Here is a 25399-nt window from a genome sequence, read left to right as displayed (position 1 = left end):
GAAGTGGAGCGGGTCTCATCTGTCCCGCCGATTTTGTCCGCATCTTGGCCAATCTGCGGCAATGATGGTTCATTCTCTGGGGCGGTACCCTCGATATCGGAAAGCGGGTCAAATTGGGACGATTTCGGCCCTCACCAGCTGCGCCTGAAGCCCGCGCTGAGGCTCTTGTTGGCGGCACCCGAGGGCGTTTCGCCGATCGAGCCCGAGATGGTGACGCCGTCGAACAGCTTCTGCTCGGCGCCGACCTTGCGCAGCCACTTGTCGTCGGATGTCGATAGCGTCTGGCCGGCGATAAAGCTGGTGCCGGTTTCGGCAATGCTGAGCTTTGCTGACTGGTCGGTCTCGTAGCTGTGTGCTGGATGGCCGACGATGCCGGGCACCGGCACGATGCCTTGCTGGATCAGGTTGTAGTCGTTCTTCAGGGTCAACGAATACTGCTCGCTGATCGGCAGCGACTTGCTCAAGGATGTGCCGAGCTTGCTCTGCTCGGATCCGGGATCGACCCGGGCCTCGACCGCGGTTGTGTCCCAAATCGAGCCAACGCCTGGGGCGGTAATCGCAGCCCACGCGGTGCCGGACGATTGCGGCAAGCTGCCACCATTGGCAAGTTTTTCCGAGAGCAGTTCGGACGTCGTCACCGTGCCTTGCCGCGCGACCGTCATGTCGGCGCCGATCCGCGCATCCCAGAACGGCGAGATGGATTGCTTGACCGATACCGCGGAGGTGCCGTTCGGTCTTTCATTGGCGGACCATGAGGCATCGGCGCTGGCAGCGCCTTTCGACGAATTGCCTCCCTTCGGCGCCTGAAAGGTCAGGGTCGATGCATCGACGTTGAGCTGGCTCCAGTCGAGCTTTTCGACGTCGATGTCCTTCATGATGTCGGCATCGTTGACGCTGGGAGCGGCCTCGGCTTCTTCAGCCTCCTGCATCTCCGGCTCGTCGTCGGTCGGCGGCGTTTGTGCCGCCACAGCCAATATCGAAGCCAAACTTACGCCGGCCACCAGCATTGGCAGCCGCGCCCAGCCAAATCGCATTTTCGGAATCATTGCCCGCCCGCATTCCAAGTCGCGCCAAGAATGCGTTTGTTTTGGTGCGAAATTATGACGGTGTGTGCTTGCAGGTGGTCGTCATGGCCGGGCGTAGTAGTCTGCCTTGCGCAGACTACGTACACTTGCCTGCGCTCCCGGCCATCCACGTTCTTGTCGGGGCTGGTGAACAAAGGACGTGGATGCCCCGGGTCATCCAGCGCGAAGACGCGCTTCGCGCTTTCGCCCGGGCATGACGAAGAGGTGCAGCCGTTACACCGCCATCCGCGGCAGGTGAATCGGATAGCCCACGGTCTGCTCGATCAGATCGAAGGTGTCGACCAGCACGCGCAAGCTGGTCAGGCGGCCGGTCCTGAACTGGGCGAAATGGGCGATGCGGAGGCTGATCGGCTTGTTCGAATCCAGCGCGGTCAACGAATAGCGCATCATCGAGGCGGCCGTATCCACTCCCAGCATGATCGATTCGCGGTCGAAGCGGTGGACGCGGAAATTGTCCGCGATCTGCCGGATCACCTCCATTACGGCCGCCTTGCCGCGGCGCTGGCCGAAGAACGGATACATATCGATCGGTCCATAGATCGCCCACTCGACCTCCTCGTCGAGCAGGGCTTCGAGGTCGGCGGGCTGGCGTTCATTGATCGCACGATGCAACGCGCGCGAAAAACGCCAGAGACTATGCTCTGTCATTTTGATTTGGTCCTAAAAACTGGATTTCAAAACGGCAATCGCGCCCAACCGTGCGTCTCCATCGACGCCGGGGCCGAAATGCCGAACTTCACCGTTGCAGCCAGAAATAGAGCAGTTTCATCAGAACACAATTGTCGTTTTTGCAATGCACAAATGCGACTGTTTTGGCCGCATTATCGGTCGGAAAAATCCTTGTGGTGTGTGTCCGCGGCGGAGGCGATGAGGTTCAATGGCACGGAATGAAACTGAAGGCTCGTCATTCCGGGGCGCACCAAGTGCGAACTATGGTGCGCAATTGCGCACCTGAGAATCTCGAGATTCCCCGATGTGCAATTGCACATCTGAGGCCTGGTCGTTCGGACCATCCCGGAATGACGACCGCACTCGGAATGACAACTGCCGCTAAATCGGCTCCGGCTTTCTACCGGTCAGGATCGCGGCGACGTCGCGTTCGAGCAGTTGCTGGACCAGATCGAATGTGTCGATGATTTCCCTGATCTGGCTGATCTTGCCGTCGCGCAGCGTGTAGAAGCCGGCGATGTCGAACTGCACCATGCGCTGGTTGATGCTCTTGCGGAAGAACACGCGGATGAACGCGGCCGCCTTGTCGCCCTCGACGACCAGGATCGGCACCTCGCAGCGCAGTTCAGAATAGCGGGCGCGGACGGCGTTCCACATCTCGCGCATTTCGGCTTTGCCGCGGCGATGGCCCATATGCGGCAGGATGTCGATCGGGGCGTTGGCGAGCGACTCGATGTCGTCGGTGCAGCGCGCCAGCGCACCTTCGACGTCGCCGGAATACAGGATGTTGAGGAAATCCAGTACGCGCTGACGATGAGATTCCTCGGTCATTCGTCCACCCCGTCCGGGTTCGATCCGGCTCTGCGGCCCGGTCCATCGTGAAAGGAAGGGCGGAGGGACCAATCAGCAAAAGCAACCTACAGTATGTGACGTGGTGGTTTCCAAAGGTTCACTGCCGCCCGCGATGCGACGACGGCGAAGACGCGCGGAGCCTGTCATCGGGCCGCGCTGCGCAGCGCCAGGCCAGGATATTGCTACCGCTCCTGTCCGGCCGGCTAAGCGGCGTCTTTGGTTGCGATCGCCGTCCGGATGTCGTCGGCCAGTTGGCGGTAATGCAAGCCGAGGCGCAGGTATAGCTCGCGCTTCGCCCCATCCGACGTCAACTTGCCGATCAAATCGCATTCGGCAGCGAGAGTCTCGAACCGCTCCAATTTGGCTTCGAGGTCGGTCATGACGCGTCTCCCCTAACGGCCACCAAGGGGATCAGCTTACGCCTTCATTTTACGTCACGGCTAACATCGTTATTGGATAGAACTAATTTACAGCCTCGGCGATTGCGCGGACGCTCCGGCAATCATTGCCTGGTCGTTTGTCTCGGGAAACGTCAATCATTCTCAAGCGAGGCAAAGCCTCCCGGCCGGCTATCCGGAAAGAGGCGCGCTGAGGAGCACCGGCTCTCAGCGATCAACGGGCGCTTTGAGTGCAGTGCACCTGATACAGATTTGGATCGCGTCTGCTGGTGGCGAGAGCAGACATTTGCCACCGGAAAGCACGGCAATGTGCTATCATGCCGGCGCCAACGTCGCACATGAGACGCGGTGCTCAGATGATCACAATCCCGGAACTGGTGGCGCAAGCCTTGGGGTCGTTTCTGGCTTCTGATACCCGGAGCAGGTTTGGCTCCTCCCAAGCCCGGCTGGCTGAATTTCTCCCCTATGCAGCCAGGCTCACACTGGAATGCATCGGCAACAGCGATGCCCTCTATCATAACATCGAACACACCATGCTCGTGACCCTTGCCGGCCACGATATCCTGATGGGTCGGGGGATGCTGCGGCACACGACGCCAGACGACTACGCCAATTTCATCGTGGCGTGCCTCACCCACGACATTGGATACGTTCGCGGAATTGTTCAGGGAGATGACGGAGATTCCTATGTCGCAGATCTCAGCGGCCGTACCGTTCGCCTGGCACGAGGTTCATCCGATGCCGCGCTGGGAGCCTACCATGTGGACCGCTCGAAGCTGTTCGTCTTCGAGCGGCTCGACACCGCCGACGAGGTCGATGCGAGCCGGATCGCCAGGGCAATCGAGTATACGCGATTTCCCTATGTTGATTCATCGTCAAACGACGAGCTAATCGAAGAGGAGGGCCTGTTGCTGCGCGCGGCCGACCTTATCGGGCAGCTCGGCGACCCCAACTACCTGAAAAAAGCCAATGCGCTGTTCTACGAATTCGAAGAAGTCGGCATGAACAAGACGCTCGGCTACCAGACGCCGGCAGACGTCGTTTACAAATATCCGCAATTCTATTGGAACAACGTCGCCCCGCAGATCCAGACCGCAATACGCTATCTCAATGTCACGTCGAGTGGACGGCAATGGATCGCAAACCTGCACAGCAACGTTTTCCGGGCCGAGCGCGAAATGAACCTGTCCGGCCCGCAGCCGTGATAATGGCGTGCTCGCTCCGCGTGGATCGAGAGTGCCGTCCGCCTGCGCTAGCCGTGATAGCTCGGCGAATTGCGCGCTAACACGATATAGTCCGCATAGTTGCTGCCGTGCCGCCCAGGAAGGGCTGCGGACGCGATGGCAGTTCGAAGCCGCTTTGTTGTAACCGTCATTGCGAGCGAAGCGAAGCAATCCATCGCACCACAAGCGGCGGCATGGATGGCTTCGTCGCGGAGCCTGTCATCGGGCGCGCATTCGTGCGACCCGTTGGCTCCTCGCAATGACGGAGAGCTAGCGCGCCCGCCGCGACGGCGGCTTCGCGCGGCCTGCGAGCGCTGCCTCGACCAGCGCATGTGCGGCCTGACCGGCGGTTTCCATGTAGGAGGGATCGCGATGCAGCAGCACAACGGCGAATGAGCCGTCGAGCAGCAGCAGGATTTGCCGTGCGAGCCGCAAGGGATCGGCGATCCCCTCGGCCGCAAACGTCACGCGCAGCCATTCCTCGAACCTCTTCTTGTGCGCGGCGCCGATCTTCATCGCGGGATGACCGGGCATGTTGGCGAGTTCGGCAGACGTGCGCAGGAAACCGCAGCCCTTCCATTTCGGATGCCGCGCCGAGCGGGCGAGATTGCGAAAGACGCGTTCGACCTGCGCCGGCAAGCCGTCATCCTTCTCGCCGAACCATTGCCGGAACAATGCCAGATTGGGCTGGTCGCGGCCGGCGAGATACGCCGCTACCAGATCGTCCTTGCTCCTGAAATGGTAATACAGCGTGCGCTTGGTAACGCCGGCCTTCGCAGCGACGGCGTCGACGCTCACGCCGCGAATGCCGTCATTGTAGAACAGCGCGTTCGCCGCCGAGATGATGCGTTCGCGCGTCGGGACGCCGGATCGTGCCATGCCCTTATGTATACTATCCAGTGAATATACACAATTCGGATCGTCTTCTACGGTGCGTGCAACACATCAACGCCTGCGGAGACCTGGAGATGTCCGAGCCCATTCTGACCGAAATCACCGACGGGATCGCGCTGGTCACGCTCAACCGGCCCGACAAGCTTAATGCGCTGAACTACGCGTTGATCGACTGTCTAATGGCGACGCTCGACGGGGTCGAAACCGACGCCAGCGTCCGCGCGGTCATCCTGACCGGCGCCGGCGAACGCGCCTTTTCCGCGGGCGCCGATATCCACGAATTCTCGAACAGCGTTCGCCGCGGTCCAAATGCGGCGGTGCGGGACTTTGTCCGGCGCGGACAGGCCATGACCGCTCGGCTTGAAGCGTTCAAGAAACCGGTGATCGCGGCGGTCAACGGGCTGGCGTTCGGCGGAGGCTGTGAGATCACCGAAGCCGTTCACCTCGCCGTCGCCAGCGAGCGCGCGCGTTTCGCCAAGCCGGAAATCAATCTCGGCATGCCGCCCACTTTTGGCGGCACCCAACGGCTGCCGCGCCTCGCCGGGCGCAAGCGCGCGCTTGAATTGTTGCTGACCGGCGGCGCTTTCTCGCCACAACGGTCGCTGGAGATCGGCCTGGTCAACATGGTGGTGCCACATGAGGAATTGCTGCCAGCCGCGCGCGAGCTGGCGGAACGCATCATCAGGCACTCGCCGCTCGCGGTCGGCGGTATCATCACCGCCGTCACGCGCGGATTGAACATGGGCATCGGCGAAGGGTTGCAGGTCGAGAGCGAGCAGTTCGCCGCGCTCGTGCCAAGCCACGATCTCGGCGAAGGCATCGCCGCGTGGATTGAACGCCGACGGCCGAACTATGCCGGTCGCTGATTAAGCGTGATAACTCGGCGATTTGCGTGCTAACCCATCGAACGCGTCGAGCAGCCGCTCGCGCCAGGCATGGACCGGATCGTCCTCCATCAGCAGCTTGAACGGGCTGACCACGCGCGCCCACTGGAACGCGCCGAACACGATATAGTCCGCATAGTTCGCCGCCGTGCCGCCGAGGTACGGCTGCGTCCGCAATGTCAGCCGCAGCGGATCGAGGCTTTTGCGAAAACCTTCGACCGCCTTGTCGCGGCCGGCCATGATGTCTTCCAGCTTCTTGCAAAAGCGCGCCTCGCGCGACGCGCGGAAGTAGGCGGCATCCTCCGGCTTCAGGTTGAGCGGGATGTCGGCGATGATGAGTGGAAACATGCCGCCGATCACGCCGTCGCCCCACCAGTTCAGCATCCGCGCCATGGCGCGGCCACCCTCGCCGCCGAACAGCGACGGCCGGTCCGGATATTTGTCTTCGAGATAGTTGGCGATGGTCCAGGAATCGACGACCGCGCTGTCGCCGTCGAGCAGCACCGGCACCTTCTCCGAGCCATGCGGCGCGATCGCGCTTTTCTCGGTGAAGCACCAGGGAATCGTCTCCGCCGACAGCCCCTTATGCGCCAGCGCCATCCGCGTTCGCCAGCAGAATGGGCTGAACGGACGGGATGGATCGGTACCGACGAGTTCGTAGAGTTTGAGGGACATGGCGCTATTTTGTGCGAACAGCAGCCAGCGCGCAAGCTCCCGTCATTGCGAGGAGCGCAAGCGACGAAGCAATCCATCTCGCCGCAAGCGGAGGCATGGATTGCTTCGCTTTCGCTCGCAATGACGGTGGAGGCGGAATTCACCTGTGAAAACCTCTGGAATTTCAGCGATTGCGCAGCTTGGCGTCTGCGCAATCGCAGGAGAGTCCGGAGACGTAGCGCCAAAAAGGCCTAGACCGTCGAGATGCCGTCGATCGGGCTGATATCACCGACGAATCTCAAAAGATCGGCCATGGTGAATTCGCCCTTTGTCTTGGACGGCAGCGTCGGCTTCCAGTTCTTGCCCTTTAGCCACAAATACGATTGACGGTCACCGTGGACCAGGCCGACGAACACTTCGGCCACGATCGTAGCGCCCACCGGTCCGAGCTTTTCGCCGCCGCCGCGCTGTTCGGCCTCCTTGAGGATGTAGTACCAGAGCGGTGTGTGCTCGTGCAGGCCGTGCTTCTTCGCCGCGGCGCCGTCCGCGCCACTCGCGATCTCAGCCGGGGTGAGCGGATTCTTGATCTTCATCGCCTTGGCGACATCCTGTCCCGACGGCAGCCCCAGCATGACGCCGCGCTTGAGATTGCGGAACGGCAGGCTACCGCCACCGCCCGGCAGCTCGTGCAACTGCGGTATCAGGAACGGATCGATCTTCCGCGACGGATTGAGCCGCACATTGGGAGGATTGGCCGCCAGCACCTCGTGATAGCGGCGCCAGTCGATGATCCAGTTGCTGGAGAGCACCGGTATCGGCAGCGGCGGCTGCACCGGATCAGGCGCGAGATCGCCGATGATGCCGCCCGACAGGCCGGTGAACCTGAACAGCAGATCGAGCGTTGCGGGAATGCCGCCGCCCGGCGTGAACTTGCGGTTGTGGCTGTAGACCTCGCGCACCATGCTATGGCCGAAGCGGTACGCCGCCGCGGAAAACTCGACCGGCATGTAGGGCGTCTTCCTGAAGCGGTAGAAGCGGCGGCCCTGATCGAGGATCTTGGCGACGATGCCCTTCTCGGTGATGCGCTCCACGAAATCATGCAGCACCATCCATTGATAATGCCAGGTCACCGTCTGGCGCGCTTGCGTGAATATCTCGCCGGCCGGCACCCCGGACGCAGCAAGATGGTCGCAGACCTTGTTGTGAAACTTCAGCATCGCCAGGTGCGTCTGGGCAACCACGAGATTCTCGTCATTGCGATGGTCGCCGATCAACGCGAAGCCTTCCGGGTTGCGCGGCAGGTCGTTGCGCGGCGTGATGGTTACATCGTCAACGCTGATGGTCTTGCCGATCAGCAGTTTCGGACCGGGCGACTTGCCGTCGGCGTCGCCGGGATTGCGCGCATAAAGCTGCCGGCTGCCGTCCGGACCGAGACCGTAGACGCTGTCGAGATCGAGTGCCGGCGTGCGGAAGTTTTCGACCGCCGTCGGGTCGGCTTCCTTGTCGCCGAACGAGGTGAGATCGAGCGTGATGTCGTGATCGACAAACTGGCCGAGATAGGTGAAGCCCGCCGGGATCTTGGTGTTGTTGCCGGCGGCATCACCGGGGTTGGAATCCTTCATCGCGTCGGCAAGCTCCTGCAGCGGCGCGTCGTCGACGGCGAGCGGTTCGAGATTCGGAAACATCCGTCCGAACATTCCGGGATCGTCATGTCCGGAAAGCGAATCGAGAAACTGTCGGGTCGGTTGGCGGCCAGCTTTGCCATGGCCGGGCTGGACATTCACTTGAGTTGCCATCACTTCCTCCAATCGCAAATGTTGGGAGAAGAGGGGTACCGGTGTGTCGCGCTGTTCAGGTAAGGAAAGGTTCAGGTAAAATTCGAGCGATACCCCTCGAAAGGGTTCAGTCAGCAAAACCCATCTCCAGATTGTGGCCAATCGGAGCGCGGTGCCAGCGGTTTATTTTTCGATTTGTGTGAGCAGCTTCACTGACTAGGTGCGTGAACTCATAAACGCGTAACCACAGGCTGATGTATGCCAACTGCACCAAACGCGAGGTAGTTGGCCGCAAGCTTGTCGTAGCGAGCGGGGATGCGTCGACAATGCTTGATCCGATTGAAGAACCTATTCACCAGATGCGCGCACGACATAGGGGCGGGCTGAAGCAGACGGGGTCTTTGCGATAGCGCTTCAGAGGGATGTTGACCCATGCGCCGTGCGCCTTGCTCGTTGACGAGCACCTTGATCCAGTCTGCATCATAGCCGCGATCAGCGATCACCATTGCCTCCTTCACGTCGTACGCAAGGGCGTAGGTAGTTCTCGCCATAATCCCGCAAGCATTAATCCCTACGCGGAACTGGGCGCACGTCGCGCCGCGGCGTGCTACGTCCTATCCCCAACAGATACGATCCTCTCCGCGCAAGCACTGTGAATAGCTCATGACGGGGCGGTGGATCGAACAACGAAAGTGCGCGTAAAGATCTCGAAAATTGAGGTGCCGGAAGGCGACATGTCCGAGGCTCCCGCTACGGTAAAGAATATGCAACTTGCCCACATCGCACGCAGCGGAACGTCAAGGCGCGCCGCTGAAAGCCCAAACGAATTGGCACGTCCCGAGCGGCAGGAGCAGGGCGGTGTGAACGCGCCACGCCGGATCAGCGGGCCAGCTAAAAAGATTCTCTTAGCGACGGATCTTAGTGCCCGCTGTGACCGCGCGCTCTACCGAGCGGCCATGCTTGCAAAACAGTGGCAATCGTCGCTAATCGTCTTGCATGTAGTTGAAGATCGCGGCCTGAGCATCCCCGATGCAGCAGGACTGCCGTCGTGGAGACGCCCGCCCGATCCCCGTGATATTGCCAGAAAACACCTCCTAGCCGATGTCGACGCACTTCCGGCCCGTCCAACCGTACGAATCGCCGAAGGAAATCCCGCACAAGCCATTCTGTGCAGTGCCGGCGCCGAAAATTGCGACCTGATTGCAATCGGCGTCGGAAGAGACGAGTCGCTCGGACATTTCGTATTGGGCCGGACCGCGGATCGACTATTTCGTCGGTCTCGGCTGCCGCTCCTTGTTGTGAAGGACCGTCCTCGCAGGCCGTACGAAAATATTGTTTTCGCTACCGACCTCTCCGATTCCTCACGTTATGCCCTGGAAACAGCCGCCCGCTTTTTCTCCGGACAAAGGTTAACAATCTTTCACGCGTACCGCCCACCGTCCGGACTGATAACTGAATCAGCGTTGCATCGACAATATCGCATGGAAGTCGAGGAGCAGGTGCGAGCGTTTTTGACAGGAGTGGACAAATCAGTGCCCGGCTTGCAACAGCCGCATGTGCTGATTGAGGATGGCGCACCAAATCTTCTGTTGCGCGACTATGTGCGAGACAAAGAGGTGGACCTGTTAGTGCTTGGTACGCACCGGCGGAGTGCCTTCTTCGAGATATTTCTAGGGAGCGTCGCAAAAGCGATCATGGACGACGTACCTTGCGATGCCCTCGTTATCCGAAAACCGAGCGCAGCGATCGAGACCTAATCAGAGTATGCTGTCTGTGCGGAGTTGCATTCACAATGGTTCGTTTCCATCGAACGACCAACTCCATTGGGCGGGGACGTCGCAGGCCGCATGCAGAAAGCGGCGCCTCGATGCGAGAGTACGGCGACCGCCTCTGCCCTGAATTTGTGATGACTACCTATGACCGGATCAGCGTATTCCGCGACTGCAGGCTCATGCTCATGCGGGCGAGGTGCGACACCGTCCGCGCACCCATCTTCTTCAGCACCGCTGCGCGATGATGCTCGGCTGTCCGGGTGCTGATCCCGAGTTTTGTAGCGAGCAACTTCGTCGGCATCCCTTCAGCCAGAAGCGCCATCACCTCCTGTTCGCGAGGCGTGAGCGAGCGGTAGCTAGCCTCGATAGCCGCAAACGTTGCTTCCTCGGCAGCCATTTCGCTGACGCGCTGGTGCGCTTCTTCCAGAGTCTGAAGCAGCTCCGCCGGCTCGAACGGCTTCTCAAGAAAGTGCAATGCGCCCGCCCGCATGGCCTTGACGGCAAGCGGCACATCGCCATGGCCAGTGATCATGACCACCACCGGGCGCACCGGCCCCTGTTGCAGCTGCCGCACGAGATCCAACCCGCTCATTCCCGGCAAGCGCACGTCGACCAGCAAACACAACGGCGTGCTCAGCCTGACTTCCGCGAGGAACTCTTCGGCCGAGGCATAGGTGCGCGCTTCCATCCCCGCCGTATGCAACAGCACTTTGAGGGCTTCGCAGACATCGGCTTCATCGTCGATGACGTGCACGACGTGCTTATGCCCCATGGCCAACCTCCGGGCTCAGGGGAAGCTCAATCGTGAACAGCGCGCCGCCATCCGGCCGGACGCGCTCCCAATCGATCGTCCCTCCATGTGCCTCGATCAGCTCGCGCGACAGCGCCAGCCCGAGCCCCATGCCGCCCGGCTTTGTCGTGACGAACGGCTCGAACAGGTGCTTGGCCACAACTTCGGAGACGCCCGGCCGTTGTCCTCGATCTCGATCCGCACCCCCTTGTCTACCGTTGCCACGCGAACGGTAACTGAGCCCGGTGCCCGGCCCGCTTCCGCGGCGGCGTCGATGGCGTTGTTGATCACGTTGATCAGCGTCTGCTCGAGCTGAAGCGCATCGACCGTGACCGGCGGCACGGACGCCGCCTCGAGCCGCACCGATACCCCGTGCGCCCTTGCGTCATCCTCGGCTAGTGCCACCACCTTCCGCGTCAGGGCGCCGAGGTCGGTGGGAGCTGGCCTCAGCGTGCCGCGCGAGACGAAATCCCTCAGACGCTCAAGGATGTCTTTCGCGTGCCGCAGCTGTCCTGTTGCCTTTTCAAGCGACGCCGCAATCGGCGCCGGATCGGTAGGCTTGTCAGCCAAAAGCTGCCTGCCGACGTGAAGGTACATGGCGACGTTCGACAGCGGCTGGCTGATCTGGTGCGCCAATGAAACGCCCATCGCACCGGCCGTCGCATGCCTCGTCATGCGTGCCACCTCGGCGTGCTGCTCGCGCAGCAGTTCATCCGATCTGCGGCGCTCGTCGACGACGGCGCCGAGCAGCAACCCGTTGAAGGCGAGCGCCAGCACCAGGAGCTGGTAGCCCATGAAAGTGCTCGCGGGATAGCCGCCCCAGCTGATGAAAGCCAGCAGCAGCAGATGGACGACACATACGCCGGCCGCGGCTCCCGAAAAGCCGGCGCGCATCGCGATCCAGCTTACCGGGAGGAACAGCAGATAGAAGAAATGGTATTCTTGGGCTCCCTCGAAAGAGAAGATCAGCCACAACGCGACCAGGACCGCCGCCAGAAAGGCTCCTGAGTAGATCAGCAGCACGGCGGGACTTGTCTCACCACCCAGACGTTGGACTGACGCGGACGCGGCCATCGCGACGGGGAGGATGATGACGATACCGACGGTGTCCCCGACCCAAAGATGCAGCACCGCTTCCCAGTACTGCCTCGCCGGCAGGTCGTCGAACCAAACGAGAAAGCCGCAATAGAGGCAGGCTATGACGAATGTCCCTACCGGCACCGTCACCAGCAGCGCAATCACATTGCGCAGGTCGGACCGTCCAACCGAAAAGCCGAGGCCTCGCGTGAGACCTGCGGCGAGCGCCGCATAACCGAGCGCAACAACCGCGCTCGTCGCAATAGTAGAAGTGACGCTCTTGGCCGCCCCGTAGATGAAGAGATCGACCAGCAATGCCGCCAGAAACAGCACCGGCGCATAAGCGACGCCTTTGAGCAGCAACAGGCCGAGGCTCAGCGCCTTCACCGGATTCCACAGCGTGATGCCGAGGCCTTCGAGTTCATGGACGCGCGTGAGCCATTCGAGCCCGAGATAGGCGGCCGTGAAAACGCCGCCGATCAGGGCATACTGCGTCGGCGCCAGCACGCGCAGCCAACCAGCACTCCAGCGCAACCCCGCAGTCGCACTACCTGATCTGCGGTCGACGTCGCCCAATGTAGTTCCTCCGTCGCCAGCCGGACGATTTTCTGCTCCAGCGAGAATGCATCCTCCTTCACTCCATACGCAAGCGCGTAGGTAGTACTCGCCGTAAGTCCGTGGGTACTATTCCCTACGCAGCACTGGGCGCATGTCGCGCCGTGGCATGCTACGCCTTTGTCTCCAGCAGGCACGATCCTCGCGACGGGAACAGGGCTTGCCTTACTCAAACCCAATAGTGGAAAGCCGCAAGTTAATGGCGCTCGACTTTCGTCGACAGGGGCTGACGATGGTGCGTTTTGCCAGACGGCTGTGGATGCTGGCCGTTCCAGTAGTTGTCTTGCTCCTGTCCGCTCCCGCGCCCGCTCCATGCCATGGACGCGGGCGCGCGCATCGACCTGACGCAGCATCCCGTCGGCTATCTGTCGCTCCTGATCTTCTTCGTCGCCTACGGATTCGTGGCCGTCGAGGAAGTCATTCAACTGCGCAAGTCGAAACCCGTCATGCTGGCGGCGGGCCTCATCTGGGCGCTTCTCGGCGTTGTCTACGCCGCACATGGTCAGAGCGCCGCGCTCGAAGCCGCCGCTAAGCATGTGATCCTCGACTATGGCGAGTTGATGCTGTTCCTCGTGGTGGCGATCACGTATGTGAACACGATGCAGGAGCGGCGCGTCTTCGCCGCGGTGAGGGCCAAGCTCGCCAGCAGGAAGCTCTCTTATCGGCAGCTTTTCTGGCTGATCGGGGGCTTGCGTTTGTCTTCGGCCCCATTATCGACAACCTGACCACGGCGCTCGTCATGGGCGCCGTGGTGGTGGCCGTCGGGGTCGGCAGCTACCAGTTCATCGTTATAGGTTGCATTGTCATCGTGGTGGCCGCCAATGCCGGCGGCGTCATCTCGCCATTCGGCGACATCACCTCGCTGATGGTCTGGCAGAAAGGCAAGCTGGAATTCCTGGAGTTCTTCCACCTCTTCCTTCCGGCGCTGGTGAACTTCCTCGTGCCGGCGGCGCTCATGCATTTCAGTGTGCCGAAAGGAATGCCGGAGCCGGTAAGCGAAACGAGGAGACTCAAGCACGGCGCGGCCGTTGTGGTCGGGCTGTTCGCGGCCACCATCGCGACCGCCGTTTCGTTCAAGAGCTTTTTCAGTTTGCCGCCCGCGCTCGGGATGATGCTGGGTCTCGGATACCTGCAAATGTACAGCTATATCCTCCAGCAGATCGGTCGCCGCCATGACGACCAGGACATGGCGTTCGACTCCTTGCGGGAGATCAGGCGCCTGGAGTGGGACACGCTGCTGTTCTTCTTCGGCGTCATCTTCGCCGTCGCCGGACTTGGCGTCGCCGGCTACCTCGCGCAGTTGTCGAATTATCTCTATGGCGACCTGGGACCGACCGTCGCCAACATCGCGATCGGCGTGCTGGGCGCGGCGTTCGACAACATCCCACTGATGTTCGCCGTGCTCACCATGAACCCGGATATGTCGAGCGGTCAGTGGATGCTCGTCACGCTGAGCACCGGTGTCGGGGGGAGCCTCGTGTCTATCGGCACGGCGGCGGGCGTGGCGCTGATGGGACCGCTGCGCAACCACTACACGTTTATCAACCATCTTCGATGGACCTGGGCCATTGGGCTCGGATACGTGGCAAGCATCCTCACGCATCTGTGGATCAACGCCGCGCTCATGTAGCGTGGCGCAGTGTGGAACGCCTGCTACTCGTCAAGTGCGGTCCGATTGCCTCGGGGATATGGCCGCGGGCAGCTATTTATTGGGTTCACTGACTGGATGCGACGTCGAACTCTCTGCGCAGCTCCGCGTCGGTGTAAAAACACACGCCGCCATCGAGATCGCGCACCAGCCACTCCTGCAGATACACGATCTGCGTCCCGCTTTGCCGCTCATGTCGAAGCTCGAGGTGACCATCCTCGCTTCGCTGCAATGAGCAACTGGATTGCACCCAGCTCGGCCATTCGTGCAGCGGCTGTCCGGTGAACTGCCAGGCGATCAACGCCACGTTGGTTGGGCGCGGCTTCAATTTCAGTGTGGTGTCCACAATCGTCTCCGAAACAATGATTCCTGCGGTTTGACAACGCCCGGGCCCGGCAAAAGTTGGGCATTTTGCACGGCGATTCTGGCCATGATTCGGCGATATTGCCTATGCGTCCTGGGGATGGATATCCGGGATAGGGCGGAATCCCCAGCCCATCGTGACGCGAGATCAGCGTTGCGGCGCGCCGATGCGGCCGTGCTCGCGCAGCAGCTTTTCGCCTGATGCGGTGACGGTCACCATCAGTCCGGTTCCGGCGATGGTTTTGCGCACGACGTAGCCGCGATCGGAAGCGTCTTCCCAGATCGTCAGGCGCGGACAGGAGGTCCGCCAGGCCGCGACCACTTCTGCGTAATTCCGCGGCTCGCGGGCGACCCATTCGACGAAGTCGAGCACCAGTGGATCTGCAGCATCCGACATCAGGCCTCTCCCTTCAGAAGGAAGCAGTCGAGCCGCGAACCAGCAGCAGCCAGCTTCCGTAGAGAATGTAATAGCCGGCCACCGTCGTAATCAGCCGGTTGGCCCAGGTACGAAACTGCGCGTCGCTCATCGCCTCAAGAATCCGGCGCGCCAGTGTGGTGCCGAGCATCGAGGCCGCGATCGCAACTGCAGCCAGCACGGGATCGAGCGTCGCGGCCTGGTCGATGATGCCGCCGAAATAGATCAGTTTGGTGAGATGGCTGACGACCTGGCAGGTTGCCTTGGTGGCGACCACCTCGCGGCGGCCGAAATTGCCGCCGAGAAAGAACGTGTCCATTAAGGGACCGGAGACGCCGGTCATCAGCATCAGGCCCATGCAGATGAAGCCGTAGAACGAGCCCTGCCAGATGCTGTCCGGGTTCGGCTTGAGGTTCTTCGGCATCAGCCGCGCCATGAACGGCGTGGCCCCGAGCAACAGCAATGCAATCGGCTTGTCCGGCACGTAGCGGGTCAGCGACCAGAGGCCGAGCGCCAGCGCGCAGCCGATCAGATAGACGAACACCGGCCGCCAGCGGATATGCGCCCGCCACAGAAACGCGCGCCAGCCATTGGAAGCCATCTGCGTGATCGCGTGCAGCACCATCGCGGTCGGCAGCGGCATCAGCATCAACAGCACGCCGATCAGGATCATCCCGCCGGCCATGCCGAACAGGCCGGACAGGAACGCGGTGGCCACCATCAGCACACCTAGGGCTGCGATCATCAGCGGCGTCACGAAACTCTCCGGCGCAAGACTCAGGTTGAGGCGAGGGCGCTGTCTCTGCTCCCCCTCGCCGCGAAGAACCGGGCGAGGTTACCGGCCGCACCGATTCAACCCAAGGCTACCCATTCTTGTGCCTCGCTTGTCGCAGCTACGCAAACCGAGTTATCTTGCCCTGGCATCAGTTTTCCTGAGGGTCATGTGCGGCGGCTGCTCTTTCTCAACGGCATCAAGGCGTTCGAAGCGGCAGCGCGCACCGGCAGCTTCGCCGCCGCCGGGACCGAGCTCAACGTTTCCGCCGCCGCCGTCAGCCGGATGGTGCATCTGTTGGAAGAGCGGCTGGGCGTGGCGCTGTTCGAGCGCAGGGCCAACCGTCTCGTGACCACCGCCGCCGGCCGCGCCTACCAGAACGGGCTGACACCGATCTTCGACGCGCTGGCGAGCCTGACCGCGCAGGTGACGGCACCTGCAAGCGTGCGCGTGCTGACCATCGGCGTCGGGCCGACTTTTGCGATGAAATGGCTGATCCCGCGGCTGGCGGACTTCCGCAAGGAAGAACCCGATATCGACGTCCGCATCACCACCGGCGGCGCCGCCGTGCCCTTCGGCGAGGACTGGAGCTGTGGCATCAAGCTCGGTGACGGCGAATGGCCCGGCCTGATCGCCGAGCCGTTGTTTGCGGCCGATCTGCTCCCAGTCTGCGCGCCGCGCCTTGCGGGCGCGCTCAAACGTCCCGGCGACCTGAAGGGGCCGACGCTGCTGCGGGTGGCGCATTCGCCCGACGACTGGCCGTCATGGCTCGAGGCCGCCAGCACCGCTCGCATCAGCGCCCGCGGGCCGGAGTTCGAGTTTTACGGCCAGGCGCTGCAGGCCGCCGTCGACGGCCTTGGCATCGCCATGGGCATCCGCCCCTATATTGACGATGACCTTGCGGCCGGCCGGCTGGTCGCGCCGTTTGCGTTAAGTGTGCCGAAAGGCATGCGCTGGTATCTGGTTTATCGCGGCTTCAGCACCGGGCAGCGCGATTTCGCCGCGTTCCGGCGCTGGATCGTTCGCGCGGCAGCGGAGCCCGCCACGCGCCGCAGGGGCCACAGACATGCCGGATGAGAAGATCGAAACGCTGGTGATAGGCGGCGGCCAGGCCGGCCTCGTGATGAGCCACCGCCTCAAGCAGCGCGGACTGTCGCATCTGGTGCTCGAGCGCCACCGGATCGCCGAACGCTGGCGCAGCGAACGCTGGGACGGATTGATATTCCAGTTTCCGAACTGGTCGGTGCGGCTGCCGGACTTTCCGTTTCCGCACAGCGACCCGGATGGGTTTTCAGATACGGCCACCATCATCAAATTTATCGAGGCCTATGCGGATTTCGTCGCGCCGCCGATCCGCTGCGGCGTCGCGGTGACGCGGCTGTCGCAGCGCGACGGCGGGCGCTTTATCGCCGAGACCGCGGATGGCACGATCGAAGCTGACAATGTCGTCGTCGCCACCGGACCCTATCAGCGCAGCGTCATCCCGGACCTGTTGCGCGATTATCCGGTGTTTCAGGTGCGTGCCGCCGACTACAGGAATCCCGAACAGCTTCCGCCGGGCGCGGTGCTGGTGGCCGGCGCCGGCGCGTCCGGCGCGCAGATCGCCGAGGAATTGTTGCAGGCCGGCCGGCGCGTCTATCTCTCGGTCGGACGGCATCGCCGCCTGCCGCGCCGCTACCGCAGCCGCGACCTGATCTGGTGGCTCGCCGAAATGCAGTTCGACCAGATCACCCCGGAGGAGCGCGGGCAAGCGCGCCTCGGTCCGGTGATTTCGGGCGCCTATGGCGGCCGCAGCATCGATTTCCGCGACTTCGCCGCCCGCGGCATGATTTTGCTCGGACGTCTCGACGCCGCCGATGGCGGCGTGCTCGACATCGCACCTGGCCTCGACAAAAGCCTTGGCGACGGCGACATCGCCTTCACCACCTTCCTCGACACCGTCGATGAATATGTGAAACGGCGCCGCCTGGAGCTGCCGGAAGAGCCCGGCGCCCGTGCGACGCTTCCCGACCCGCCTTGCGTCACCGCGCCGCTCACGCGCCTCGACCTCGCCGCGGAGGGCATCTCTTCGATCATCTGGGCGACTGGCTACGGCGTCGATTTCGGCTGGATCGATATTCCGGTCCTCGACGCCCGCGGCGAAGCGGTTCACCGCAACGGCATCTCAGCTGTATCCGGCCTGTACTTCCTCGGCCTGCAATGGCTGTCGAAGATGAACTCCTCGTTCCTGTCAGGCGTCGGCGACGATGCCGTAGTGCTCGCGGATCATATTGCTTCTCGACGCTGAGCACTCTCTCGTGTCCCGGACGCGGCGCAGCGTGCAACGCTGCGCTGCAGAGCCGGGACCTGCCGCCCTCACCGAACCGAGGACCCCGGAACAGCAGCGCATCACACCGCAAGGCATGGCGCGTCGAAGACGCGCGTGAACGCGCTGTTGGCGCTGCGCAGCATCCGGGGAACGCAAAAAACTCCGCGACATGTGAACCCCTTCACATCTGCCTCCGCCGCGCCGTGCTCTGTTCGCGCCATGCGCAATTCCGGGGGACGCGCCATGATCTATGGCGGCTTTGAAATTCAGTCGTTCGAAGCAGGGAGAGGGCTATGGCACGCCAGGATTCAACGGGCCGACCAGGAGCCGGTGGTGATCGATGGCATGGCGTTTCCGACCCTCGAAGTCGGCTTCGCCTGGTCGGATCCGAAAGCGGCGATTGCGGATGCGAAAGCCCATATCGATCGTTTCATGCCGCGGTTCGCGAATCCGTAAGCACGACCGGCGGAACTGCCGGCCGCATCTCTTTGCCCCTGCCCGAACAGACCCTGCACGCGACGCCGGCGCTTTCGAGCTGCCCGGATTGCAGCGCATCGCTCGCGGTGCTGCGTATCATTCCCGGCCGTGCCGGCGCCGAATACTGGACCATGCGATGCACGCGCTGCGGCGGGATCCATCTGGAGATCGTCAATGCCTCGACGGCCCCGCTGACGGCGTAAGGCGCGGCGGTTCCGAATCGCCATTGCTGACATCTGCTGACAGGTGGAAGCGCGCGCTTTCGCGCTGCCATTTGCCCTTTTCTCACCGGCTGACTCGTCCCATATTCGCCGCATGGCGAAGAAACCAGACGCTCCCCGAAAATCAGGCAAAACCCCGAAATCCAAGGCACACCGGCCCGAGGTGCAACCAATCGGACCGGCGCTGGCGGAACTGCTCAATCCCGCGATCAACCGCGGCGATGCCGGCACGGGTTCAGGCACTGGCCTGCAGCCTCCGCCCGACAATTCCTGGGATCGTCGCGCCGGCGGCGAGGCGGCGGCGCATCGCGCTCGCGCTTCGACAAAGGGGACGGGCGATGACCTCGCAACACGCGATGCCGGCCGCGGCCTCGGCGAGATCCCCCCAAGCCAACTACGGCACCGCGGCCACCATCCCGACCCTCGACCCCGAACTCGCGCGCCAGCTCGGCCTGCCGACCGCGGAAGACGACGAGGAAGCCCTCGCTCGCCCACCGCGCAACAAGATGGAAGCGCTCGGCGTAAAGGCCACCGCCGATGCGCTGGAAAGCCTGATCCGCGATGGCCGTCCCGAATTTCGCGGCGATAACGGCCAGCTCAAGGTTTGGACGCCGCACCGGCCGCCGCGCCCGGAAAAATCCGAAGGCGGCGTGCGCTTCGAGATCAAATCCGAATACCAGCCGAAGGGCGACCAGCCGACCGCGATCGCCGAACTGGTCGAAGGCATCAACCGCAACGACCGCACCCAGGTGCTGCTCGGCGTCACCGGCTCCGGAAAAACCTACACCATGGCCAAGGTGATCGAGGCGACGCAGCGCCCGGCCCTGATTCTCGCGCCGAACAAGACGCTGGCCGCGCAGCTCTATGGCGAGTTCAAGAATTTCTTTCCCGACAACGCGGTCGAGTATTTCGTCTCCTATTACGATTACTACCAGCCCGAGGCTTACGTCCCGCGCACCGACACCTACATCGAAAAGGACTCGTCCATCAACGAGCAGATCGACCGTATGCGCCATTCGGCGACGCGCGCGCTGCTCGAGCGCGACGACGTCATCATCGTGGCGTCCGTGTCGTGCATCTACGGTATCGGCTCGGTCGAGACCTACACCGCGATGACCTTTGCGCTGAAGAAGGGCGAGCGCATCGACCAGCGGCAGTTGATCGCCGACCTCGTCGCGCTGCAGTACAAGCGCACGCAGGCCGACTTCACCCGCGGCACCTTTCGTGTCCGCGGCGACGTCATCGACATCTTCCCGGCGCACTATGAGGACCGCGCCTGGCGCGTGAACCTGTTCGGCGACACCGTCGAGAATATCGAGGAGTTCGATCCGCTCACCGGCCACAAGCAGGACGATCTCGAATTCATCAAGATCTACGCCAACTCGCACTATGTGACGCCGCGCCCGACGCTGGTGCAGGCGATCAAGTCGATCAAGAGTGAACTGAAGCTGCGGCTCGATGAGCTCAACAACCAGGGGCGCCTCTTGGAAGCGCAGCGGCTGGAGCAACGCACCACCTTCGACCTCGAAATGATGGAGGCGACCGGAAGCTGCGCCGGCATCGAAAATTATTCGCGCTACCTCACCGGGCGCCGCCCCGGCGAGCCGCCGCCGACGCTGTTCGAATACGTGCCCGACAACGCGCTGGTGTTCGCCGACGAAAGCCACGTCACCGTGCCGCAGATCGGCGGCATGTTCCGCGGCGATTTCCGGCGCAAGGCGACGCTCGCCGAATACGGCTTCAGGCTGCCCTCCTGCATGGACAACCGCCCGCTGCGGTTCGAGGAATGGGACATGATGCGCCCGCAATCGGTCGCCGTGTCGGCGACGCCCGGCGGCTGGGAGCTGAACGAAAGCGGCGGCGTGTTCGTCGAGCAGGTGATCCGTCCCACCGGCTTGATCGATCCGCCGGTCGACATTCGCCCGGCGCGCACGCAGGTCGACGATCTCGTCGGCGAGGTGCGCGCGACCGCCGCCGCCGGCTACCGCTCGCTGATCACGGTACTCACAAAGCGCATGGCGGAAGACCTCACCGAGTACCTGCACGAGCAGGGCATTCGCGTGCGCTACATGCACAGCGATATCGACACGATCGAGCGCATCGAGATCATCCGGGACTTGCGCCTCGGCGCGTTCGACGCGCTGGTCGGCATCAACCTGTTGCGCGAAGGCCTCGATATTCCCGAATGCGCGCTGGTCGCGATCCTCGACGCCGACAAGGAAGGTTTTCTGCGCAGCGAGACCTCGCTGATCCAGACCATCGGCCGCGCCGCGCGTAACGTCGACGGCAAGGTGATCCTCTACGCCGACCAGATGACCGGCTCGATGGAGCGCGCCATCGCCGAAACCAACCGCCGCCGCGAAAAGCAGGTCGAATACAACACCGCCAACGGCATCACGCCGGAGAGCGTGAAGAAGTCGATCGGCGACATCCTCAACTCCGTCTACGAGCGCGATCACGTGCTGGTCGAGATCGGCGACGGCGGCATGGCGGACGACGTCATCTCGATCGGTCACAATTTCGAGGCCGTGCTGAACGACCTCGAAACCCGCATGCGCGAAGCCGCCGCCGATCTGAACTTCGAGGAAGCCGCCAGACTCCGCGACGAAGTCAAGCGCCTGCGCGCAACGGAGATGGCCGTGGTCGACGACCCCACCGCAAAACAGCGCGCCGTACAGGGCAAAGCGGGCGCCTATGCCGGGACGAAGAAATACGGCGAGGCCGCGAATTTGCCGACATCAGCAATGAAGAAGCGCAGCGCCTCTTCACCCTCCCCTGGAGGGGGAGGGTCGACCGCCGCAGGCGGTCGGGGCGGGGTGAGCCGCAGCGGCGGTGCTTCCTCCTCCAAAGTCCACAAACCCCATCTCGACGAAATGCACGGCCCGGAATCCTTGCCCTACCGCCCCAGCCGCGCCAAACCGCGCAAGCCGGAGTCCAGCAGCGGCAGCAAAATCTTCCAGCCCACGGATTCGCGGCAGTCGGGGCCGGAGTTCGGGCCCGCGCCGCGATCGACCGGCGGCGCGCCGGGGCATCGCGGCGGGTGGAAGAAGCGGTGAGTCGTCGTCAAGCGTAACCGGGGCGAGGTCAATTTACGCGGTGAAACTAGAAACCACATTCACGCGAACAAGCGCAGAAAGTGCATGGAAAGCATTTATTGAATGGATCGGCTTCTCCACACTTTGCGAAGCCTTAGAACGGAAACACAAATCCCTGGATGATTGGTCAGCATTCAAGGAAATTGCACCACGTCTCTTTTCCATCGAGTATGGGCTAAGTTCGGCGCTACGAAGATGGAGATCAACGCGAAAGCTGTGGTATCCGAAAGACAAAACTGTTTACGACGCATATTCGTTCGTTTCTGCCTGCATTCAACTTAAGCGCCATCTTTCCGACGATCAGGCTCGGATCTTTCGGCGTAGGATTATATCAGAAGTTCTTCCTAACGGGCGTTTATGTCACCTGGATCATGAGTTCAGAACTGCGCAAAACCTGATTGAATTTGGATGGCACATTACGCGCTTTGGTTTCTGCGGCGATCCCGGGCCTGATTTTGTTGCCGTGCGCGCGGGGATCGAAGTCGAGGTAGAGAGCAAATGCTTATCGCCGGAAATTGGACTCGGCGCGTCGTACGAATTTGCTACCCGCTTGATGACTCGTCTGAGCCGCGAATTGCAATCTCGCAACCCTCTCTGCCTAACTACTGTGAAGATAGAATTGCCGGGTCAGACTGAACATGCCGGCGGCGTTGATGTCATCAAGCATCGTGTATTGAACAGTTATGACAAGATGGAGGATTTTGACTCCGATTTTCTGCGCGTCCGTGTTGAGACCAGCTCGCTCGACGAATTTTTTGCGCGATTTCCAGATGTTCAGAATGAAGAATGGCTACAGAAGACTTTCAGTGCCATTCGCACTCGCGAGGGCGACTATGGCTATTTCATACGTCGCAGTGAGGAGTTGATCTTCTGCAACTTGATCCCAATGAGACCAAATCAACAAACCAAGAAGATTATGAAACTCGTGAGCACTACTTGCGAACGACAGTTTAGCAAGCAGCGACCTGCTCTACTGTGGCTTCATCTGCAAGGCTTGGAACCACGTCAAATTGATGATGATCCCAATTGGGCAAATGCTTTTTTTGAAATGATAGCCCGACATGCGTTCACAAACGACCGACGCAACCACGTTTCGTCTCTTGTGTTCACGAGCGATTCGGAATTGGGTCACCAACAGGTGCGCCATCAAGGGAGGGATAGGAGGATGGCGAATGCTGCCGGTCATCTGAAAGGGTTCGACAACAAGCGGTGCCGGTTTGGGCCAGTTCACATTCTTGCGCCCTTGTTCTCTACTAGCAGTGAATGATCTGCTGCTCCTTAGCTCCCGCTCATCACCGCATCAGCATATTCGTGAACGACTGCGGCGTCACCATCGCCTGCGCGGGGCATTGAAAGCTTCTCCGCAAACGACTGGCGCGCGTAGAAGAACAGCGGTTCGTAACTGATCCTGAGAGCGCTTTGAAAGGTTCGCGCGAGTTAAGGCGTTAGCATGCCATAAAGATCAACCTACGCCGCCTTCGACCCCTGAGGCTGTGCCACCAGATCGATGCCGAGCGCGTGAAGCACCTTGATGACCGTGGCGAATTCCGGCTTCGCTTCTCCACCTAGCGCCCGGTACAAATTCTCACGCGAGAGTCCGGCTTTTTCTGCAACCGCACTCATTCCGCGCGCGCGAGCGACCGTGCCGATAGCAACGGCAATTGCAGATGCGTCCTCGGTTTCGATTGCTTCGTTGAGGTAAGCCGCGATCATCTCGGGACTGTCGAGATATTCGGCTGCATCGAACGGTTTTGCCTTGGCCATTTCAGTCCTCCAGCTCACTCGCCAATTTCTTGGCCATCCTGATGTCCGATCCTGCGAACTCTTGTCTCCGGCACACAGCAGAACGACGATCTCTTCACCGCGCTGAATGTAATAAACCCTGTATCCCGGTCCGTAATGTAGTCTCATCTCGCTGATCCCATCGCCAACCGGGGCAACATCACCGGGATTACCGAGGCTGAGACGTTCGACCCTTGAAATCACCTTCGCTCGGGCTCGAATGTCCCGCAGGTTTCTGAGCCAGCTTGAGAATTCATCCGTTCTCTTGATCGTCGGCATATGTAGCGTATACGCTACAACGCGTTTCTCGTCAACAGGAGGTTGTTAGTCGAATTTCACGAGTGCACTACTACCGATTGCGATGCCCGCAGGGCAAATCAGGCATGGCTTGGTCCAGTCCTCGCTGCAAAAATAAACTGCTTCGCGATTACCCCAAATCACTCCTACAACTCCCGCCATCCCGCACCCGCTAGAGGGGCGTATCGCGATCGTCACGGACGTTGGGCGCGGGAGGCGATGGACGCGGCAGCGTCAGGCGCGCAAGTTGATCGCAGGGCGGGCCTTGGCCTGTGAGCGAAAAGAACGGCGCGCAGACGACCGGCGCTTAAACGCTTCAACCAGGACTTCGGTTTGGCAGCATACGGGCCGATCGAAACATTCTGGTCGAGGAAGCCGCGGACGGCAAAGCCGTGTGGTCCTGGCACCCGTTGCTGGTGTCAAGCTGGCGGAGATTGATCTGACACAACCGGGTCTCGATTGATCGTCAATCCGTCAGCGACGGAGGCCAAAGGAATTCGGCTCCGAGGAGAGCGCGGTATAAGCCGTAAAACCATTGCGCAGGGAAGGCCGGGTGTTCCGGCGCACCTGCAGTCCGCCGTGTGCATTTTTGCGCACGACTGCGGGTGTTTTGGGCACCCGGCTTTCCCTGCGCCCTCTTCGATTTCGAGGGCATCGCCGACCGCATGATCTCGGGCGCTTCGCGCCGCGGGAATGCGAAGGCGTGTCTTCTTGTAGGATGGGTAGAGCGTAGCGAAACCCATCGGACACAGCATTGGTCACGATGATGGGTATCGCTTCGCTCCACCCATCCTACGGTTCTGGGTCGCCCTTCGCGGGTGACGGCTGTTTGAAATTCAGATCCGAGCGCGCGGCACACACTCATTGTCGTCCCTGCGAACGCAGGGACCCATAACCACCGACAGAGGTTTTGCGAAGGACATCTGCTACACAGCCTTATCGAGGCATCGCGCGGTATGGGTCCCTGCGTTCGCAGGGACGACAACGCCTCGCCTCTCACCCCGACCGCCGGTGGCTGGTGTTCTGCGTCAGATTGCCGTGCGCGCCCTGTTCGCGAATGTTGTTCTTCTCGTCGTCGCGATGGCCTTTGGTGGTGTCGAGCGGCACGCGGGGCGCGCTGCCCGGGCCCTTGGGGCTCCGATTGTCCGGGGAATCGGAGGCGCGGTCTTTGTCATCATGGTCTCCGCTATCAACAGAAAAAGACAACGCTGGCTTTGGTGAAATCGTTCCGCGGGGAACGGCGGCGCAATCCATGCCTCCGCTTGCGGCGCTACGGCTAGCGGCTTCCGCCTTCGCCAAGGCTTCGGCGGACAAGTTGCGTTGCTCGCGATGA

The 25399-nt window shown here is 61.7% G+C and carries 22 protein-coding genes and 4 pseudogenes; 10 read left to right on the top strand and 16 right to left on the bottom strand.

Annotated features, from left to right (window positions below; translation table 11 throughout):
- Nucleotides 1–131: 131 nt before the first annotated feature.
- From ACFXS9_RS28130 to ACFXS9_RS28115, 4 genes are all read right to left on the bottom strand, one after another.
- Nucleotides 132–1034, bottom strand: coding sequence for a hypothetical protein (locus ACFXS9_RS28130; RefSeq protein WP_392694395.1), 903 nt, complete (start codon nucleotides 1032–1034; stop codon nucleotides 132–134).
- A 264-nt stretch (nucleotides 1035–1298) separates the two neighbouring features.
- Nucleotides 1299–1733, bottom strand: coding sequence for a nuclear transport factor 2 family protein (locus ACFXS9_RS28125; RefSeq protein ID WP_392694393.1), 435 nt, complete (start codon nucleotides 1731–1733; stop codon nucleotides 1299–1301).
- A 402-nt stretch (nucleotides 1734–2135) separates the two neighbouring features.
- Entirely contained in the window at nucleotides 2136–2585 is a 450-nt protein-coding gene (locus ACFXS9_RS28120; protein ID WP_392694391.1) for a nuclear transport factor 2 family protein, read from the bottom strand.
- Nucleotides 2586–2809: 224 nt separating this feature from the next.
- Nucleotides 2810–2986: a hypothetical protein gene (locus ACFXS9_RS28115; protein ID WP_392694388.1), complete on the bottom strand. Its 177-nt coding sequence runs from the start codon at nucleotides 2984–2986 to the stop codon at nucleotides 2810–2812.
- 374 nt (nucleotides 2987–3360) lie between these two features.
- Between ACFXS9_RS28115 and ACFXS9_RS28110 the strand changes: the two genes are divergently transcribed.
- A complete protein-coding gene (locus tag ACFXS9_RS28110; RefSeq protein ID WP_392694385.1) occupies nucleotides 3361–4209 on the top strand; it encodes a metal-dependent phosphohydrolase in 849 nt (282 codons plus the stop codon).
- 288 nt (nucleotides 4210–4497) lie between these two features.
- Here the strand turns inward: ACFXS9_RS28110 and ACFXS9_RS28105 are convergent, their stop codons facing one another.
- A complete protein-coding gene (locus ACFXS9_RS28105) occupies nucleotides 4498–5106 on the bottom strand; it encodes a TetR/AcrR family transcriptional regulator (RefSeq protein ID WP_392694382.1) in 609 nt (202 codons plus the stop codon).
- 89 nt (nucleotides 5107–5195) lie between these two features.
- Here ACFXS9_RS28105 and ACFXS9_RS28100 point away from each other — a divergent pair, with 89 nt between their 5' ends.
- Nucleotides 5196–5987: a crotonase/enoyl-CoA hydratase family protein gene (locus ACFXS9_RS28100; protein WP_392694379.1), complete on the top strand. Its 792-nt coding sequence runs from the start codon at nucleotides 5196–5198 to the stop codon at nucleotides 5985–5987.
- Here ACFXS9_RS28100 and ACFXS9_RS28095 read toward each other — a convergent pair whose 3' ends face one another.
- The 3 genes and pseudogenes from ACFXS9_RS28095 to ACFXS9_RS28085 form a co-directional block, all read right to left on the bottom strand.
- The gene (locus tag ACFXS9_RS28095) at nucleotides 5988–6680 is read right to left on the bottom strand and encodes a glutathione S-transferase family protein (protein ID WP_392694377.1); all 693 of its coding nucleotides are present in this window, start codon (nucleotides 6678–6680) and stop codon (nucleotides 5988–5990) included. It abuts the gene before it with no gap.
- A gap of 230 nt (nucleotides 6681–6910) precedes the next feature.
- Nucleotides 6911–8455: a heme peroxidase family protein gene (locus ACFXS9_RS28090; RefSeq protein ID WP_392694374.1), complete on the bottom strand. Its 1545-nt coding sequence runs from the start codon at nucleotides 8453–8455 to the stop codon at nucleotides 6911–6913.
- 217 nt (nucleotides 8456–8672) lie between these two features.
- A pseudogene (locus ACFXS9_RS28085) lies at nucleotides 8673–8790 on the bottom strand (IS5/IS1182 family transposase); the annotation flags it as partial.
- A gap of 336 nt (nucleotides 8791–9126) precedes the next feature.
- On the opposite strand from ACFXS9_RS28085, the gene ACFXS9_RS28080 reads away from it, so the two are divergent.
- Entirely contained in the window at nucleotides 9127–10191 is a 1065-nt protein-coding gene (locus ACFXS9_RS28080; protein WP_392694371.1) for a universal stress protein, read from the top strand.
- A 157-nt stretch (nucleotides 10192–10348) separates the two neighbouring features.
- Here the strand turns inward: ACFXS9_RS28080 and ACFXS9_RS28075 are convergent, their stop codons facing one another.
- Both ACFXS9_RS28075 and ACFXS9_RS28070 read right to left on the bottom strand, forming a co-directional pair.
- Nucleotides 10349–10960, bottom strand: a complete 612-nt coding sequence (locus ACFXS9_RS28075; protein ID WP_392694369.1) for a response regulator transcription factor — start codon at nucleotides 10958–10960, stop codon at nucleotides 10349–10351.
- A gap of 7 nt (nucleotides 10961–10967) precedes the next feature.
- Nucleotides 10968–12580 (bottom strand): annotated as a pseudogene (locus tag ACFXS9_RS28070) (sensor histidine kinase).
- A 425-nt stretch (nucleotides 12581–13005) separates the two neighbouring features.
- Between ACFXS9_RS28070 and nhaD the strand changes: the two are divergent.
- Nucleotides 13006–14318 (top strand): annotated as a pseudogene (gene nhaD, locus ACFXS9_RS28065) (sodium:proton antiporter NhaD).
- Between the two features lie 85 nt (nucleotides 14319–14403).
- On the opposite strand, the gene ACFXS9_RS28060 reads toward nhaD, so the two are convergent.
- From ACFXS9_RS28060 to ACFXS9_RS28050, 3 genes are all read right to left on the bottom strand, one after another.
- Nucleotides 14404–14682 (bottom strand): hypothetical protein, encoded by a 279-nt coding sequence (locus tag ACFXS9_RS28060; protein WP_392694366.1) that lies wholly within the window; start codon nucleotides 14680–14682, stop codon nucleotides 14404–14406.
- 165 nt (nucleotides 14683–14847) lie between these two features.
- Nucleotides 14848–15096, bottom strand: a complete 249-nt coding sequence (locus ACFXS9_RS28055) for a hypothetical protein (RefSeq protein ID WP_392694364.1) — start codon at nucleotides 15094–15096, stop codon at nucleotides 14848–14850.
- Nucleotides 15097–15109: 13 nt separating this feature from the next.
- The gene (locus tag ACFXS9_RS28050; RefSeq protein WP_392694362.1) at nucleotides 15110–15871 is read right to left on the bottom strand and encodes a TSUP family transporter; all 762 of its coding nucleotides are present in this window, start codon (nucleotides 15869–15871) and stop codon (nucleotides 15110–15112) included.
- A 186-nt stretch (nucleotides 15872–16057) separates the two neighbouring features.
- Between ACFXS9_RS28050 and ACFXS9_RS28045 the strand changes: the two genes are divergently transcribed.
- From ACFXS9_RS28045 to ACFXS9_RS28020, 6 genes are all read left to right on the top strand, one after another.
- A complete protein-coding gene (locus ACFXS9_RS28045) occupies nucleotides 16058–16963 on the top strand; it encodes a LysR substrate-binding domain-containing protein (RefSeq protein ID WP_392694359.1) in 906 nt (301 codons plus the stop codon).
- On the top strand, nucleotides 16953–18173 hold the full coding sequence (locus ACFXS9_RS28040; protein WP_392694356.1) for an NAD(P)-binding domain-containing protein: 1221 nt from the start codon (nucleotides 16953–16955) through the stop codon (nucleotides 18171–18173). Before ACFXS9_RS28045 ends, ACFXS9_RS28040 begins: the two co-directional genes overlap by 11 nt.
- Nucleotides 18174–18320: 147 nt before the next feature.
- Nucleotides 18321–18650: a hypothetical protein gene (locus tag ACFXS9_RS28035; protein WP_392694354.1), complete on the top strand. Its 330-nt coding sequence runs from the start codon at nucleotides 18321–18323 to the stop codon at nucleotides 18648–18650.
- 32 nt (nucleotides 18651–18682) lie between these two features.
- Nucleotides 18683–18874 (top strand): hypothetical protein, encoded by a 192-nt coding sequence (locus tag ACFXS9_RS28030; protein ID WP_392694351.1) that lies wholly within the window; start codon nucleotides 18683–18685, stop codon nucleotides 18872–18874.
- Nucleotides 18875–19230: 356 nt separating this feature from the next.
- Nucleotides 19231–21948 carry an excinuclease ABC subunit UvrB gene (uvrB, locus tag ACFXS9_RS28025; RefSeq protein WP_392694348.1) on the top strand — a complete coding sequence of 906 codons (2718 nt, stop codon included), beginning with the start codon at nucleotides 19231–19233 and terminating at the stop codon, nucleotides 21946–21948.
- Nucleotides 21949–21988: 40 nt separating this feature from the next.
- Nucleotides 21989–23254: a hypothetical protein gene (locus tag ACFXS9_RS28020; protein WP_392694345.1), complete on the top strand. Its 1266-nt coding sequence runs from the start codon at nucleotides 21989–21991 to the stop codon at nucleotides 23252–23254.
- A gap of 200 nt (nucleotides 23255–23454) precedes the next feature.
- Here ACFXS9_RS28020 and ACFXS9_RS28015 read toward each other — a convergent pair whose 3' ends face one another.
- The 3 genes and pseudogenes from ACFXS9_RS28015 to ACFXS9_RS28005 all read right to left on the bottom strand — a co-directional run bounded on the left by ACFXS9_RS28015 (nucleotide 23455) and on the right by ACFXS9_RS28005 (nucleotide 25380).
- A complete protein-coding gene (locus ACFXS9_RS28015) occupies nucleotides 23455–23751 on the bottom strand; it encodes an addiction module antidote protein (protein ID WP_392700052.1) in 297 nt (98 codons plus the stop codon).
- Between the two features lie 102 nt (nucleotides 23752–23853).
- Nucleotides 23854–24048 (bottom strand): annotated as a pseudogene (locus ACFXS9_RS28010) (type II toxin-antitoxin system RelE/ParE family toxin); the annotation flags it as partial.
- Between the two features lie 1014 nt (nucleotides 24049–25062).
- Entirely contained in the window at nucleotides 25063–25380 is a 318-nt protein-coding gene (locus ACFXS9_RS28005; RefSeq protein ID WP_392694343.1) for a hypothetical protein, read from the bottom strand.
- Between the last annotated feature and the right edge of the window lie 19 nt (nucleotides 25381–25399).

Origin of the sequence: Bradyrhizobium sp. RDI18 (assembly GCF_043203335.1) — a bacterium.
In the GTDB taxonomy this organism is placed as follows: Bacteria; Pseudomonadota; Alphaproteobacteria; order Rhizobiales; family Xanthobacteraceae; genus Bradyrhizobium; species Bradyrhizobium retamae.
This window is presented reverse-complemented; position numbering and strand designations above follow the sequence as displayed.

Bases quoted from the DNA above. Each gene is read 5' to 3' on its own strand.
- ACFXS9_RS28130 (WP_392694395.1), bottom strand. From the start codon at position 1,034: ATGCGATTTGGCTGGGCGCGGCTGCCAATGCTGGTGGCCGGCGTAAGT.
- ACFXS9_RS28125 (WP_392694393.1), bottom strand. From the start codon at position 1,733: ATGACAGAGCATAGTCTCTGGCGTTTTTCGCGCGCGTTGCATCGTGCG.
- ACFXS9_RS28120 (WP_392694391.1), bottom strand. From the start codon at position 2,585: ATGACCGAGGAATCTCATCGTCAGCGCGTACTGGATTTCCTCAACATC.
- ACFXS9_RS28115 (WP_392694388.1), bottom strand. From the start codon at position 2,986: ATGACCGACCTCGAAGCCAAATTGGAGCGGTTCGAGACTCTCGCTGCC.
- ACFXS9_RS28110 (WP_392694385.1), top strand. From the start codon at position 3,361: ATGATCACAATCCCGGAACTGGTGGCGCAAGCCTTGGGGTCGTTTCTG.
- ACFXS9_RS28105 (WP_392694382.1), bottom strand. From the start codon at position 5,106: ATGGCACGATCCGGCGTCCCGACGCGCGAACGCATCATCTCGGCGGCG.
- ACFXS9_RS28100 (WP_392694379.1), top strand. From the start codon at position 5,196: ATGTCCGAGCCCATTCTGACCGAAATCACCGACGGGATCGCGCTGGTC.
- ACFXS9_RS28095 (WP_392694377.1), bottom strand. From the start codon at position 6,680: ATGTCCCTCAAACTCTACGAACTCGTCGGTACCGATCCATCCCGTCCG.
- ACFXS9_RS28090 (WP_392694374.1), bottom strand. From the start codon at position 8,455: ATGGCAACTCAAGTGAATGTCCAGCCCGGCCATGGCAAAGCTGGCCGC.
- ACFXS9_RS28055 (WP_392694364.1), bottom strand. From the start codon at position 15,096: ATGTCGGATGCTGCAGATCCACTGGTGCTCGACTTCGTCGAATGGGTC.
- ACFXS9_RS28040 (WP_392694356.1), top strand. From the start codon at position 16,953: ATGCCGGATGAGAAGATCGAAACGCTGGTGATAGGCGGCGGCCAGGCC.
- uvrB (WP_392694348.1), top strand. From the start codon at position 19,231: ATGACCTCGCAACACGCGATGCCGGCCGCGGCCTCGGCGAGATCCCCC.
- ACFXS9_RS28015 (WP_392700052.1), bottom strand. From the start codon at position 23,751: ATGGCCAAGGCAAAACCGTTCGATGCAGCCGAATATCTCGACAGTCCC.